Raw genomic sequence first — 14638 nt, 5'->3', positions numbered from 1 at the left:
ATAAAAGGTTGGTTGTAAAATTACAAAAACCTTGCTGAGCGTCAAGCGGAATCGTGTCAATTATTGCTGTAAGTCAAAGGGACGACCTACTTTTGTTCGCTAATTGCACGTTCCGTTTTTTTAATCGGCTCACAACCACATGGGGGCGAAAAACAGAATATAAAGAGTCGGAACATCAGGAGTGTGATCGCCATCACAAGTTGGAGCTGGCTAACGCTGATGCCCTACAGTTTAGGACAAAACAGACAGATTCGTTGTTAATTTTTTGTTATTATAAACTGTTATTTTAGTTGATTTTTCTATTCGTCAGAGAACGAAAATTATGAGCAATGAACCTGAATCGTCTTCCTCACTCGAACAACTTACTGAAATTCAACGTCATGTGACGCAGGGGCACGGTACTGAACCTCCGTACACGGGCAAACTGTTGCATAACAGACGTGAAGGTATTTACCACTGCCTGGTTTGCAACGCGCGCTTGTTCTACTCAGATACCAAATACGATTCCGGATGCGGCTGGCCCAGCTTCTATCAGCCAGTTCATCATGATGCGATCAAATACCTGACGGATAACACCCATGGCATGGCGCGTGTGGAAATTCGTTGTTCTAATTGCGAAGCGCATTTAGGTCACGTTTTTCCGGATGGTCCGCAGCCAACCGGTGAGCGTTATTGCGTGAATTCCGCTTCGATGAGTTTTATCGATGGCGAAAATGGCAATAAAACTGCAGGCTAAATGCAGCAGCTGTAGTGCGTAATTTTACCGACAAAATCGATTCAGCAATTATTCAAAACACCTTGAATAATTGCTGCGAGCAAGGGGTAGCAGATGGAAATTAACCAACTCATTGATGTGATGACGCCGGAAATCTATGCGCGTCTGGCACTGGCAGTAGAACTGGGCAAATGGCCCGACGGCGTTGCACTGACCCCGGAACAAAAAGAACATAGCCTGCAGGCGGTGATGTTGTACCAGTCGCGTCATAACGTTGATGCTCAACATATGAGCATTGGCACCGACGGACAAATCGTCACCAAAAGTAAGCAGGAACTGAAGCAGCAGTTTGTGCAAGAGACACTGATCCGGCTAAGACCGGAGTGATCTTGGGTTTTCGTTACCTATGAAAAAGGCGCTCAATAGCGCCTTTTTTAACATTAAAAATCAGTGATGACTTACCCCAACACTGCTGCTGAGGTACTCACTTTCGCGCCCGCCAGTTGCATCGCCTTAATGGCTTCATCACTGTCCTGCGGTGCCAGATTCACGCCACGACAGCCGTCGGTGAGCAGGGTAACTTTATATCCCTGCGCCAGCGCGTCGAGTACGGTGAATTTCACACAGTAATCCGTGGCGAGACCCATGACGTAGAGATGGGTGATCTTAGCGGCTTTCAGCCAGTCATTGAGCATGGTCGCGGCAAGATGCCCGTTGTCATAAAACGCGCTGTAGCTGTCGATATCCATATTCGTGCCTTTTTGCACCACGAAATCCAGACGTTTTATTTCCAACGCCGGATGAAACTCGGCGCCGGGTTCATTCTGCACGCAGTGCACCGGCCACCAGACCTGCTGCAGTCCGTTCAGCTCGCCGACGGTCCAGGCTTCGGTATGGGAATTTGCCGCAAAGCTGCGATGTTTGGCGGGGTGCCAGTCCTGTGACGCCACGACGGCGACATCCTTTTTCTTACACCACGCCATCATTTGATTGGCGATCGTAATCGTGGCATCACCCTCAGCCACGGCTAGCGCGCCGCCCTGACAAAAATCATTTTGCAGATCGACCAGCAACAATGCAGATTTCATATTGACCCTTATTCGGTGAGCTCGCCGCGCAGGTTTTTCTGCATCAGTTCGCGGATTTCTTCCGGCGTGTGCGACTGGCTAAGCAGATAATGCAGCTTTGTCAGCGCCGCCTCGACGGTCATATCAAAACCGCTGATCACGCCGGAATGCGCCAGCGCGTTGCCGGTGGCATATCCGCCCATGTTCACGCGCCCCGAAATACATTGCGTGAGGTTTACCACCACAATGCCACGCTCAGACGCGTCTTTCAGCACTTTCAGCAAATCCCCTTTTTGCGGCGCATTGCCGACGCCGTAAGAGCGCAGGATCAGCGCTTTCACCGGCTGCATCAGGAAGTTCTGTACTACTTCGGCGGAAATCCCCGGATAAATCGTCACCACGCCAATCGGCTGTGGCGTGATGTTATGCACGATGAGTCTGGCGGCAGGGTCGACAGTCAATGACGGCGTGGAAAGGCGGCGGATGTGGATCCCGGCTTCCAGCAGCGGCGTCAGGTTCGGCGAGGCGAATGCATCGAAACCGTCGGCATGCGCTTTGGTGCTGCGGTTGCCGCGATAAAGACGATTGTTGAAGAACAGGGTGACTTCGTTAACCGGATGGTTGGCCGCGATGTACAGCGAATTAAGCAGGTTAATTTGGCCGTCGGAACGCAAAGCCTCAAGGGGGATTTGTGACCCTGTCACTATTACCGGCTTACTCAGGTTTTCCAGCATGAAAGACAGCGCGGAAGCAGTGAACGCCATAGTGTCGGTGCCGTGCAGGATGACAAAACCGTCGTAATCTTCGTAATGCGCCTGGATATCGTCGGCGATGTGCTGCCAGTCTTCCGGAGTCATGTCGGAGGAATCCATCAGCGGTGCGTATTCCTGAATGGTGAATTCTGGCATTTCCGGGCGATGGAATTCAGGCATCAGCGCAAGCTGGCGCTGCAGGTGGCCGGAAACCGGAATGTAACCTTGTTCGGAACGCTGCATACCGATGGTGCCGCCGGTGTAGGCCACGTAAATAGATTTTTTAGTCATCGAAGATGTTCTTATTCAGAAAGATGAAAGCCACTGCGCTGAGTATAAAGATTTCGCCGCCGGTGTCCCACCATAAAAAAGCCCGGAGGCTCTCTGCGAGGCTCCGGGCTGGCTGTTAGCGGTTTAAATGAACGTTATTTCACATCACCACAGGTCAGGCAAAGCGCATAACGGTTTTGCGGATCGTTCATGTTATTGAACAGGTCTGCCTGAGATTTCAATTCCATCGCCATTTTACTCACCGGCGCAGGCAGATAAGCCTGAACCACGGCGGGCAGCATGGCGTGAACGGAGGCGCTCACCTGCGAGAACACCAAATCGCTCAGGCTCGGTTCGCTGACGTACCAGTTAAGCTGCCATTTTGGCAGTTTCGCCAGTTCAGCGGCTTTTTTCACTGCGTCATCGAAATCACCCAGCTCATCCACCAGTCCGTTGGCTTTGGCGTCAGAACCAATCCACACATGACCCTGTGCGATCTGGTCTATCTGCTCAGGCGTTTTGTGGCGCGAATCTGCCACGAGGCCGAGGAAGGTTTTATACCCGTTCTCGATGTTCAGTTGCATCATCTGCGAGAACTCAGGCGGCAACGCTTTGGTAGACGCAATATCCGCCAGTGGGGAAGTCGCCACGCCATCAGTGTGCACACCGGCGTAATCCAGCGTGTTCTGATAAGTGTTGATTACCCCAAAGATACCGATGGAACCGGTGAGGGTGCTCGGGCTGGCGATGATGTAGTTCGCTGGCGTGGATATCCAGTAACCGCCTGATGCCGCCATGCCACCCATGGAAACCACTACCGGTTTACCGGCGGCTTTCGCGGCGGCAAGTTCAGAGCGGATCACTTCGGAGGCACTCACGCTGCCGCCAGGGCTGTTGACGCGGAACACAATCGCTTTCACTTTCGGATCCAGACGGGCATCGCGAATTTGCTGTGCGGTGGTATCGCCGCCAACCGCGCCCGGCTGTTCTTCACCGTCGTTGATCGCACCGGTCGCGAAGATCACCGCGATTTGCGGATCGTTATTGTCCGGTTTTGGTTTTGGCGAATAATCGTAGATGCTGGTGTAATTAAAGTCTTTGGTGGTTTTATTCCAGCCAAATGCTTTCACCATGTCGTTTTCCGCCTCGGTGCGGGACGCCAGCGAATCCACCAGTTTGGCTTTCAGCGCGTACTGCGCCATATCGCCACCGGTGGCCTGCATACCAGCCAGAACGCCTGCTGCACCAGGGAACAGCTGTTCTGGCGTGATCTGACGGTTGGCGGAAACGGTGTTCAGATAGTTGGTCCACAATCCGCCGACCCAGCGGCTGTCTGCTTCACGGGCGGCCGGGGACATATCGTCACGAATCAACGGTTCTACGGCGGATTTGTACGTCCCGACGCGGAAGATATTGGTGGTGACTTTCAGCTTATCCAGCAACGTTTTGTAGTAAAGATTATTGGTGGCAAAACCGTGCAGATCGACCGCGCCCTGCGGTGACAGATAGATCTTGTTAGCGTAGCTGGCCAGATAGTATTGCGCCTGGTCGTAGCTGTCATCGATAGCGTAAATCGGTTTGCCCGCATCACGGAATTCACGCAGCGCCTTGCCGATGTATTGCATCGAGGCCTGATCGGTGCCGGTGAAGTCCGTCAGCTGCAACACCATACCGGTGATGTTTTTGTCGTCTTTCGCGGCACGGATAGTATCGACCAGATCAAACAGGGCGTTTTCCTGCAGGCGGCTGCTCGAGGTGCCCAGCAGTTCACGTCCCCACTGGCGGACTTTATTATTGACCGAAGGCTTATCGACCACGGAACCGCTAAGGTCAACCAGCAACGCGCCTTTGGTCGCATCAACAGGTTTATCCTGCACTGCATACCAGATGCCAACACCGGCCAAAATAATCACTATAAGAAATACGTTGAGAATAAATTCTCGGACGAAATTAAGAAGACGCCAGGTCCACTTAAAAAAACCGGCGATAATTCGCCACAATGTGCGCATGGTCTCTCCAACAAGACGGGAAAAGTATCGCTATCCTAATGACCCGCCGGAAAAAAGTCAGCTTTAAATCATTTCAGAATTTGGCGGTGCGTCATTCTCTTAAAGCCCAAAGGCAGTTGGAAAATGGCGGGGCGCCTATGTTAACGTAAGGTTAATAGCAATTATTCTCAGTTCTGCTCAGGAGATTTCAATGGATGCTTTAGATTTATTACTTAACCGCCGTTCTGCTTCCCGTCTGGCCGCGCCTGCGCCGACCGGGCAGGCGTTGCAAAATATCATCAATGCCGGGATGCGCGCGCCGGATCACGGCGCCTTACAGCCATGGCGTTTTGTGATCGCAGAAAGCGACGGTCTGGTAAGGTTCAGCGAACTGCTGCGCGCGGCCGCCATTAAAGACGGTGCCGATGAAAAGGCTGTCGAAAAAGCCACGCAGGCACCGCTTCGCGCTCCGCAAATAATCACGGTGATCGCCGCCTGCAAAGAGAGCGCGAAAGTCCCGCAGTGGGAACAGCTGCTGTCCGCCGGTTGTGCGGTGCAGGCAATGCAGATGGCGGCGCTGGCGCAGGGATTCAATGGTATCTGGCGCAGCGGCGCGTGGACCGATCATCCTGACGTGCGCAAAGCGTTTAAATGCGGTGAGAACGACAAAATTGTCGGTTTCCTGTACCTCGGCACGCCGCAGCTGAAAGCCAGCCTGCAAATTATCCCGGTCGACAGCACGCCGTTCGTTTCTCATTTTTAAAAGTAAAAGCTCACGCAATCACCGGTTTTCTTCAGCGCTTTCTGATTAAACCGGTTTTTTGCTGCCTTAATGAGCGACCGCGTTCCCAGATGTCTCTCTCCGTCTTACTAATTCTGCCGGCAGCGGCTAACATAGCCACCATCTTTATGATGAGGACGTAGTGAATGAAGGATGGGACGATGAGAATGGAAGTGGCGATCACACTGAACGGCGCTGCGCCGCTGACGGGTGCAGTGTAATGCGCCTGTTCATTGCCGAAAAACCCAGCCTTGCCCGCGCGATTGCGGACGTACTGCCGAAACCTCATCGTCGCGGCGACGGTTATATTGCCTGTGGCAACGATCAGGTGGTCACCTGGTGCGTCGGCCACTTACTCGAACAGGCTCAGCCGGACGCCTACGACAGTCGCTATGCGCGCTGGTCGCTGGCGGATCTGCCGATTATCCCCGAAAAATGGCAGCTCCAGCCGCGTTCCTCAGTCGCCAAACAGCTTAACGTCATCAAACGCCTATTGCAGGAAGCTTCGCAGGTGGTTCACGCCGGTGACCCGGATCGCGAAGGGCAACTGCTGGTGGATGAGGTGCTGGATTATCTTGAACTCACGCCGGAAAAACGCCACGCAACTCAGCGCTGCCTGATTAACGATCTCAACCCGCAGGCGGTGGAACGGGCGATCGATCGTCTGCGTGATAACCGCGATTTCATTCCCCTGTGCGTCTCCGCCTTAGCCCGCGCCCGCGCCGACTGGCTGTACGGTATCAACATGACCCGCGCTTACACCATTCTTGGCCGCAACGCCGGTTACAACGGCGTGCTGTCCGTTGGTCGCGTGCAGACGCCGGTGCTCGGGCTGGTGGTGCGTCGTGACGAAGACATTGAAAACTTCGTGCCGAAAGATTTCTTTGAAGTGAAAGCGCACATCGTGACGCCTGCCGATGAGCGTTTTGTGGCGCTGTGGCAGCCGAGCGAATACTGCGAACCTTATCAGGACGAAGAAGGGCGTTTGCTGCACCGTCCGCTGGCCGATCACGTGGTGGCGCGCATCGGCGGCCAGCCGGCGATGGTCACCGGTTATAATGACAAGCGCGAAAATGACATTGCGCCGCTGCCGTTTTCACTTTCCACCTTACAGATCGAAGGTTCTAAAGCCTTTGGCCTGAGCGCGCAGCAGATTCTGGATATTTGCCAGAAACTGTACGAAACGCACAAATTGATTACGTATCCGCGCTCTGACAGCCGATACCTTCCTGAAGAGCACTTTGCCGGACGTCATGCCGTACTTAACGCCATCGGCATCCATCAGCCGGATCTGATGCCGCAGCCGGTGATGGACACGGATATTCGTAACCGCTGCTGGGACGATAAAAAGGTCGATGCCCACCACGCGATCATCCCGACTGCACGCAGCAGCAAGGTGAATCTGACCGACAACGAACAAAAGATTTATGGCCTGGTGGCGCGTCAGTATCTGATGCAGTTCTGCCCTGATGCCGTCTATCGTAAATGTGTTATCGATCTGGATATCGCCGGTGGCAAGTTTATCGCCAAGGCGCGTTTTCTGGCCGAAGCGGGCTGGCGCACGCTGCTCGGCAGCAAAGAGCGTGATGAAGAGAACGAAGGAACACCGCTGCCGGTGGTGGCCAAGGGCGATGAATTACTCTGTGAGCGCGGTGAAGTGGTGGAGCGTCAGACGCAGCCCCCGCGGCCTTTCACCGATGCGACACTGCTGTCTGCCATGACCGGGATTGCGCGATTTGTGCAGGATAAAGCGCTGAAGAAAATCCTGCGCGCCACCGACGGGCTGGGTACGGAAGCAACGCGCGCCGGGATTATCGAGCTGCTGTTCCGTCGTGAATTTTTGTATAAGAAAGGGCGCTATATTCATTCCAGTGATACCGGCCGGGCGCTTATTCACTCGCTGCCGGACATCGCCGGGCGGCCGGACATGACCGCCGACTGGGAATCAACCCTGACGCGCATCAGCGAAAAGAACTGCCGTTATCAGGATTTTATGCAACCGCTGGTCGCGACGTTGCAGAATCTCATTATGCAGGCCAAAACCAACCGGGTGTCTTCGGCGTTCCGCAGTCTGCCTTCCAAACCAGCGGGCGCGGCGGCGAAAGGCAAAAGCGCCCCTAAACGCCGCAAAGCGAGCACCAAAGGGAAGGAAGCAAACAGTGATGAATAACCTTAAAAAAATGCTGATGGTTTTACTGGCGGGCTCTGCGTTGCTGGCGACACCGGCGATGGCGAACCGCACCGGTTTCAATAACGGCGCAGATGTCGTGGTGCCGCTGCCGCCCCAAATCTGGGATAACAGCGGCAATAATAACAACAGTGCGCCAACCTGCCACAACTGCTGCGTTTATAATAACCAGACCTACAGCGAAGGCGCGGTCGTCACTGCCGACAGCATAGTATTGCAATGCGTGCGCGATCCCAACGTGGTCGGCACCAACGAACTGAAGTGGCAAGTGCTGAAAAAGTAGGTTCGGCACGCAGATAAAAAAAGGCGCGGTACTGAAATCAGTCCGCGCCTTTTTTATTCGATTTATCCGTCAGCCTGAAAATCGTTTCAGATAGGCGTCGATAAGCGGAATATCTGCCGGTGCCAGTTCAAACGACGTCACGTCGGCAGGCGATACCCAGCGAACCTCAGAGTGACACTGTAACGTAATGACTCCGGTGAAGCCGCTGACGCGCCACCCGTGCAGATGGATCAGACGTTGAGGTTGTTGCAGTTCGCTGGTGGCGACGAAATCTTCCACCGTCGCCGTAATCCCCATCTCTTCCTGTAACTCCCGCACCAGCGCGGCCTGCTGGCTTTCACCGGTTTCCACTTTTCCGCCGGGAAACTCCCACAAACCGGCCTGGTCGCTGGAAGCGTCCCGTCGCGCAAGCAGCAATTTCCCGTCCCGCTCAATCAGTGCCGCCACCACATCGACCGTTTTCACTGGCATTATTTCAGGTCAAACGTCGCCCAGATTGGCGCGTGGTCAGAGGGTTTTTCCATACCACGGATATCGTAATCGATACCGGTTTCGATGCAGCGTGACGCCAGTGATGTGCTCGCCATGATCAGATCGATACGCAGACCACGGTTTTCATCAAATCCGCGGGAACGGTAGTCGAACCATGAATATTTATCCGTGGTGTCCGGATTTGCCGCGCGGAAAGTGTCGATTAATCCCCAGCCTTTCAGGCGTTCCATCCACTCGCGCTCTTCCGGCAGGAAGGAGCATTTTCCGGTGCGCAGCCAGCGTTTGCGGCTATCTTCGCCAATACCGATGTCGAGATCGGTCGGGCTAATATTTACATCACCCATGACCACAACCGGATTATTCACCGACAGGCTGGTGTTCAGATAATCCTGTAAATCGCGGTAGAACTTTTCCTTGGCCGGGAATTTGGTCGGATGGTCACGGCTTTCGCCCTGAGGGAAGTAACCGTTGATGACGGTCAGAATGCCCTGTGGCGTGTCAATATCGGTCATGATGATGCGGCGCTGAGACTCTTCGTCATCGCCTGGGAAACCACGGCGTACAGCGACCGGTTCCTGCTTCGTCAGCATGGCAACGCCGTAATGGCCTTTCTGTCCGTGGTAGAAAACGTGGTAACCGTACTGGCTCACATCTTCCAGAGGGAACATATCGTCATGAACTTTGGTTTCCTGTAAACCAATGACGTCAGGCTGGTGCTGTTCGATGATTGCCGCGAGCTGATGCGGGCGGGCGCGCAATCCGTTGATATTAAAGGAGACAAACTTCATAGTCGGGAACCATTTGGCGATGAAATCAGAAGGGCGATAGTAGCAGATAAAGGCACGGATGGCGAAACCGGCACATTGCTGAAAAACACAGCAGGTGCAATTTAAACGGCAAAAGGCGTACCCAAACTTTGTGACAATCCGGATTGAGTTGTACAATTATTTTGTCAACTTTTCGTGACAGTCTCTTCTTACGCTGTACACGAAAGAGTATTATGCCACTCAGCGATTTCCGCACCGGCAAATAAAGGTTAACACTGATGCGTCTGGAAGTTTTTTGCGAAGACCGCCTGGGTCTCACCCGTGAACTCCTCGATTTACTGGTTTTACGCAGTATTGATTTGCGCGGTATCGAGATTGCCTCGATTGGCCGCATTTATCTGAACTTTTCCCAACTGGATTTTGATACTTTTCGCGCCCTGATGGCGGAGATCCGCCGCATCGACGGCGTGACTGACGTCCGCACCGTGCCGTTTATGCCTTCTGAGCGTGAGCATCGCGCGCTGCGAGCTTTGCTGGTTTCCATGCCGGAACCGGTATTTTCCATTGATATGAAAGGCAAAATCGAGCAGGCCAATCCGGCGGCGATGGCGCTGTTCGAACTCGATGAAGAAAAAATCCATACCTACAACGCTGCAAACCTGATCCCCGGTTACAACGTCACGCGCTGGCTGGAAAATGAAAGTACGCAGCCGCACAGCGAACGCGTAGTGATCCGCAGTCAGGATTTCCTGATGGACCTGACGCCGATCCACATGGATGACGAAGAACAAACCGGTGTGATGGCCGGTGCCGTGATCATGCTCAAGTCCGCTGCGCGCATGGGGCGTCAGTTGCAGGATCTTACCGTCAATGACGACAGCGAATTCAACCATATAGTCGCGGTAAGCGGCAAAATGCGTCAGGTCCTGGATCAGGCGCGCAAGCTGGCGATGCTGGATGCTCCGCTGCTGATTGTCGGCGATACCGGCACCGGTAAAGATTTGCTGGCGCATGCCTGCCATCTGCGCAGCGCGCGCGGCAAAAAACCGTTCCTCGGTCTGAACTGTGCGTCACTCCCGGATGACGTGGTAGAAAGCGAGCTGTTCGGCTATGCCGCCGGTGCTTATCCGAACGCGATTGAGGGCAAAAAAGGCTTTTTCGAACAGGCCAATGGCGGCTCGGTGCTGCTCGATGAAATCGGTGAAATGTCACCGAGAATGCAGATCAAGCTGCTGCGCTTTCTTAACGACGGAACATTCCGCCGCGTAGGTGAAGAGCATGAGGTGAAGGTCGACGTGCGCGTGATGTGCGCCACGCAAAAGAATCTGGTGGAGCTGGTGCAGCGCGGTGAATTCCGTGAAGATCTTTACTACCGTCTGAACGTACTCAGTTTGACGCTGCCGCCGCTGCGCGACAGGCCGGCTGACGTCATGCCGCTCACCGAGTTGTTTGTGGCGCGTTTCTCTGACGAGCAGGGGATGCCGCGCCCGAAACTCTCTGCGCAACTGGCCAATTATCTGACGCATTACGGCTGGCCGGGCAACGTCCGTCAGTTGAAAAACGCCATTTATCGTGCGCTTACGCAGCTCGAAGGCGGTGAACTGCGCCCGCAGGATATCGTCTTACCGGACTTTGATGCCGAAGTGACGATTGGCGAAGAAGCACTGAACGGTTCGCTCGACGACATCAGCAAGCGCTTCGAACGCTCGGTGCTGACCCGTCTTTATCGTACTTATCCAAGTACGCGAAAACTGGCAAAACGTCTGGGCGTCTCGCACACAGCGATTGCCAATAAACTGCGCGAATACGGTTTAAGCAGTCGTCGTGGTGAAACGGCAGAAGGTGAAGAGTAATTCTTTACCTTCCGGTCGCAGCCAATAAAAAAGCAACGGACTGAGCCGTTGCTTTTTTTATCTGAAAATCTTTTACATCAAGAGATTACTTCAGAACAGCCAGCGCAGACTCATAGTCCGGTTCGGTGGTGATTTCATTCACCAGCTCGCTGTACAGCACGTTGTCCTGACCATCCAGAACAACCACTGCGCGCGCAGTCAGACCAGACAGCGGGCCTTCAGCGATGGCAACGCCGTACTCGGATTTGAAGTCGCCGCCGCGCAGGGTGGAAAGCGTGACCACGTGGGTCAGGCCTTCCGCGCCGCAGAAGCGGGACTGGGCAAACGGCAAGTCAGCGGAAATACACAGCACCACGGTGTTGTCGATTTCGCCAGCCAGCTGGTTGAATTTACGCACGGATGCGGCGCAAACACCGGTATCGATGCTTGGGAAAATGTTTAGGACTTTACGCTTGCCCACGAAGCTGCTCAGGCTGACATCAGAAAGGTCTTTGGCGACCAGTGTGAAAGGCTTGGCGACGTCGCCTTTTTGTGGGATTTTGCCAGCAACGGTTACCGGGTTGCTCTGAAAGTGTACGGTCTGGGTCATGATGTTTTCCTATTTCCATTGGAGTCAAACGGCTTTCAGTTTAGGGTAACAATTGTAGGTTGGATATAGATTATTTGCTAAATAGTTGTATACATTGAATGTATGCCGTCGGGCATTGATCAATTTAGGGAGCCGCTATGAGAAGTGTTCGCTTTTATCCGGAAGCCTGGCCGCTGCACACGGCCTTTGTTATCTCTCGCGGCAGCCGCACCGAAGCAAGGGTGGTGGCGGTAGAAATAGAGGAAAATGGCGTCCGCGGGGTAGGTGAATGTACGCCGTATCCGCGTTATGACGAAAGTGAAGCCTCGGTGATGGCGCAAATCGCCAGCGTGGTCACTGCTATCGAACGAGGCGCGAGTCGCGAACAATTGCAACATTTGCTGCCCGCCGGTGCTGCCCGCAATGCGCTGGATTCCGCACTGTGGAATCTCGAAACCCAAACCAGCGGCCTGAATTTGTGGCAGCTCACCGGCATCGAACCTCTGGCATCGATCAGCATGGCGCAAACTATCAGCATCGGTACGCCTGAAGAGATGGCCGAAGCGGCGCTTGGGTTACAGCAAAAAGGCGCGACGCTGCTGAAGATCAAACTCGATGACCGGCTGATCGCCGAACGGCTGGTAGCAATTCGTGCCGCCGTGCCGAATGCGTCATTGATTGTTGATGCCAACGAAGCCTGGCAAAGCGACGGTCTGGCAGAGCGCTGTCAGCTGCTGGCGGATCTCGACATCCTGATGCTTGAACAGCCGCTGCCCGCCGGGCAAGATTCGGCGCTGGAGAACTTTATCCACCCGCTGCCGATCTGCGCCGATGAAAGCTGCCATACGGTGGAGGGTTTGCCTGCGCTTCAGGGGCGTTATGAGATGGTGAACATCAAACTGGATAAAACCGGCGGACTGACTGGCGCACTGCGACTGGCGCAGGAGGCACGTGAGCTGGGTTTCGGCATTATGCTGGGTTGCATGTTATGCACCTCGCGGGCGGTTCGCGCTGCCTTGCCGCTGACCGCCGGAGCAAAGTTTATCGATCTCGACGGTCCTACGTGGCTGGCACAGGACGTCGAACCGCCGATGAAGTTCCACTGCGGTGGGATCGACGTGGCCGGTTCGGTCTGATTTTACGGCGAATGTCGCAGTTTTGTGCGCGGAGGCAACACTGAAGCGAATTCTTATAGGGTATGAATTGAAGAAATGATACAACTCCTTCATTGCTCATAGTTTTTATGAATGTCTGGAGAAATTTATGCCGCAGGGAAAATCGTTTCCGCTTCTCTCATACTCCGTCTGTGCTGCACTGGTTGCACTGAGCCTCGGTCAGACCAACGCCGCACAAGTGCCTGCCGGTACTGTGCTTGCCGCCAAACAGGAAATCGTCCGCCATATCAAGGACGAGCCTGCCTCACTGGACCCGATAAAAGTCATCGGCCTGCCTGAAGCGCAGGTCGCGCGTGATTTGTTCGAAGGGCTGGTCAATCAGGACGCACAGGGTAAAAGCATTCCGGGTGTCGCTGAAAGCTGGCAGAACCAGAACAATCAGGTATTTCTCTTCACACTGCGCAAAGATGCCAAATGGTCGAATGGCGATCCGGTGACTGCGCAGGATTTTGTCTACAGCTGGCAGCGTCTGGTGGATCCTAAAGGGTTATCAAGCGGTGCGTGGTTCGCCGGACTTGCCGGGATCCAGAACGCTGATGCGATCATTGCCGGGAAAATGCCGGTGGATAAACTGGGCGTCACCGCCGTCAGCCCGACGCAGCTGCGTGTCACGCTCGACAAACCGGTGCCGTTTTTTGTCAGCCTGCTGGCCAACTTCAGTCTTTTCCCGGTGCATAAAGCCACGGTGGAAAAATACGGTGAAGACTGGACCAAGCCCGGCAATCTGGTCGGCAACGGGGCGTACGTGCTTAAAGAGCGCGTGGTGAATGAAAAACTGGTGCTGGAGCCGAATCCGCATTATTGGGACCATGCCCACACGGTGCTGACCAAAGTGACGTTCGTGCCGATTAACAAAGAGTCCAACGCCACTAAACGCTATCTGGCGGATGACATCGATATCACCGAGTCTTTCCCGAAAGATCAGTATAAAAAGCTCATGCACGATATTCCGGGGCAGGTCTACACGCCGTATCAACTCGGCACCTATTACTACGCGTTTAACACCCGCCGTGCGCCGACAGACGATGCCCGCGTGCGTCTGGCACTGTCGATGAGTATCGACCGGGCAGTAATTGCCGATAAAGTGCTGGGCACCGGTGAAAAACCAGCATGGCATTTTACGCCTGACGTGACCAACGGCTGGAAGCCGGCTAAAAGTGAAATGCAGCAATATTCTCAGGATGAACTGAATGCACAGGCGAAAGGCCTCTTGGCGGCAGCCGGTTATGGCCCGTCTAAACCGCTGCATCTGACGTTGTTGTACAACACGTCCGAAAGCCACCAAAAGATTGCCATCGCGGTGGCTTCGATGTGGAAAAAGAACCTGGGCGCGGACGTTAAGCTGGTCAATCAGGAGTGGAAAACCTATATCGACAGCCGTAACACTGGCAATTTCGACGTGATCCGCGCCTCGTGGGTGGGTGATTACAATGAAGCTTCGACATTCCTGTCGCTGCTGACGTCCACGCATAACAGTAATATCAGTAAATTCAGCAATGCCGATTATGATAAAGCCATCGCCGACGCCAGCCGTGAAACTAACGACGCACGCCGCAACGATGACTACAACAAAGCCGAGCAAATCATCGCCGAACAGGCACCGATCGCGCCAATTTATCAGTACACCAACGGACGACTGATCAAACCGTGGGTGAAAGGCTATCCGATTGAAAATCCTGAAGACGTGGCTTATAGCCAGGAAATGTACATTATTAAGCACTAATTTCTGACTTTCCAAA

Annotated in this window: 14 protein-coding genes; 8 read left to right on the top strand and 6 right to left on the bottom strand. The window is 54.1% G+C overall.

Going from position 1 to position 14638, the window contains the following annotated elements; translation table 11 throughout:
* The first annotated feature begins 322 nt into the window (after positions 1-322).
* Entirely contained in the window at positions 323-736 is a 414-nt protein-coding gene (msrB, locus tag ACMHLI_RS07830) for a peptide-methionine (R)-S-oxide reductase MsrB (protein WP_413528965.1), read from the top strand.
* A gap of 93 nt (positions 737-829) precedes the next feature.
* Entirely contained in the window at positions 830-1102 is a 273-nt protein-coding gene (locus tag ACMHLI_RS07825; protein ID WP_413528964.1) for a YeaC family protein, read from the top strand.
* A gap of 71 nt (positions 1103-1173) precedes the next feature.
* On the opposite strand, the gene pncA is transcribed toward ACMHLI_RS07825, so the two are convergent.
* From pncA to sppA, 3 genes are all read right to left on the bottom strand, one after another.
* Entirely contained in the window at positions 1174-1803 is a 630-nt protein-coding gene (gene pncA, locus ACMHLI_RS07820; RefSeq protein ID WP_413528963.1) for a bifunctional nicotinamidase/pyrazinamidase, read from the bottom strand.
* Between the two features lie 8 nt (positions 1804-1811).
* Complete coding sequence (gene ansA, locus ACMHLI_RS07815) at positions 1812-2825, bottom strand: asparaginase (RefSeq protein WP_413528962.1); 1014 nt, start codon at positions 2823-2825, stop codon at positions 1812-1814.
* 134 nt (positions 2826-2959) lie between these two features.
* Positions 2960-4813 (bottom strand): signal peptide peptidase SppA, encoded by a 1854-nt coding sequence (gene sppA, locus ACMHLI_RS07810; protein WP_413528961.1) that lies wholly within the window; start codon positions 4811-4813, stop codon positions 2960-2962.
* A 190-nt stretch (positions 4814-5003) separates the two neighbouring features.
* On the opposite strand from sppA, the gene ACMHLI_RS07805 reads away from it, so the two are divergent.
* The 3 genes from ACMHLI_RS07805 (at position 5004) to ACMHLI_RS07795 (ending at position 8044) form a co-directional block, all read left to right on the top strand.
* Positions 5004-5555 (top strand): NAD(P)H nitroreductase, encoded by a 552-nt coding sequence (locus ACMHLI_RS07805; protein WP_413528960.1) that lies wholly within the window; start codon positions 5004-5006, stop codon positions 5553-5555.
* A 238-nt stretch (positions 5556-5793) separates the two neighbouring features.
* On the top strand, positions 5794-7743 hold the full coding sequence (locus ACMHLI_RS07800) for a DNA topoisomerase III (RefSeq protein ID WP_413529024.1): 1950 nt from the start codon (positions 5794-5796) through the stop codon (positions 7741-7743).
* Complete coding sequence (locus tag ACMHLI_RS07795; protein ID WP_413528959.1) at positions 7736-8044, top strand: DUF1496 domain-containing protein; 309 nt, start codon at positions 7736-7738, stop codon at positions 8042-8044. The genes ACMHLI_RS07800 and ACMHLI_RS07795 overlap by 8 nt, the downstream gene beginning before the upstream one ends.
* Before the next feature lie 69 nt (positions 8045-8113).
* Here ACMHLI_RS07795 and ACMHLI_RS07790 read toward each other — a convergent pair whose 3' ends face one another.
* Positions 8114-8515 carry a pyrimidine (deoxy)nucleoside triphosphate diphosphatase gene (locus ACMHLI_RS07790; protein WP_413528958.1) on the bottom strand — a complete coding sequence of 134 codons (402 nt, stop codon included), beginning with the start codon at positions 8513-8515 and terminating at the stop codon, positions 8114-8116.
* Entirely contained in the window at positions 8515-9324 is an 810-nt protein-coding gene (gene xthA / locus ACMHLI_RS07785; protein WP_413528957.1) for an exodeoxyribonuclease III, read from the bottom strand. Before xthA ends, ACMHLI_RS07790 begins: the two co-directional genes overlap by 1 nt.
* A gap of 257 nt (positions 9325-9581) precedes the next feature.
* Between xthA and tyrR the strand changes: the two genes are divergently transcribed.
* A complete protein-coding gene (gene tyrR / locus ACMHLI_RS07780) occupies positions 9582-11156 on the top strand; it encodes a transcriptional regulator TyrR (RefSeq protein WP_413528956.1) in 1575 nt (524 codons plus the stop codon).
* Positions 11157-11241: 85 nt separating this feature from the next.
* Here tyrR and tpx read toward each other — a convergent pair whose 3' ends face one another.
* The gene (gene tpx, locus ACMHLI_RS07775) at positions 11242-11745 is read right to left on the bottom strand and encodes a thiol peroxidase (RefSeq protein WP_122095227.1); all 504 of its coding nucleotides are present in this window, start codon (positions 11743-11745) and stop codon (positions 11242-11244) included.
* Positions 11746-11882: 137 nt separating this feature from the next.
* Here tpx and ycjG point away from each other — a divergent pair, with 137 nt between their 5' ends.
* Together ycjG and ACMHLI_RS07765 are read left to right on the top strand one after the other, a co-directional pair.
* Complete coding sequence (gene ycjG, locus ACMHLI_RS07770) at positions 11883-12860, top strand: L-Ala-D/L-Glu epimerase (protein ID WP_413528955.1); 978 nt, start codon at positions 11883-11885, stop codon at positions 12858-12860.
* A gap of 127 nt (positions 12861-12987) precedes the next feature.
* Entirely contained in the window at positions 12988-14622 is a 1635-nt protein-coding gene (locus tag ACMHLI_RS07765; RefSeq protein ID WP_413528954.1) for an ABC transporter substrate-binding protein, read from the top strand.
* The last annotated feature ends 16 nt before the right edge of the window (positions 14623-14638 follow it).

The organism is Rahnella inusitata, assembly GCF_965118895.1.
Taxonomy (GTDB): Bacteria; Pseudomonadota; Gammaproteobacteria; order Enterobacterales; family Enterobacteriaceae; genus Rahnella; species Rahnella inusitata_A.
The sequence above is the reverse complement of the archived record's forward strand: the minus strand, read 5'-3'. Positions and strand labels throughout refer to the sequence as shown.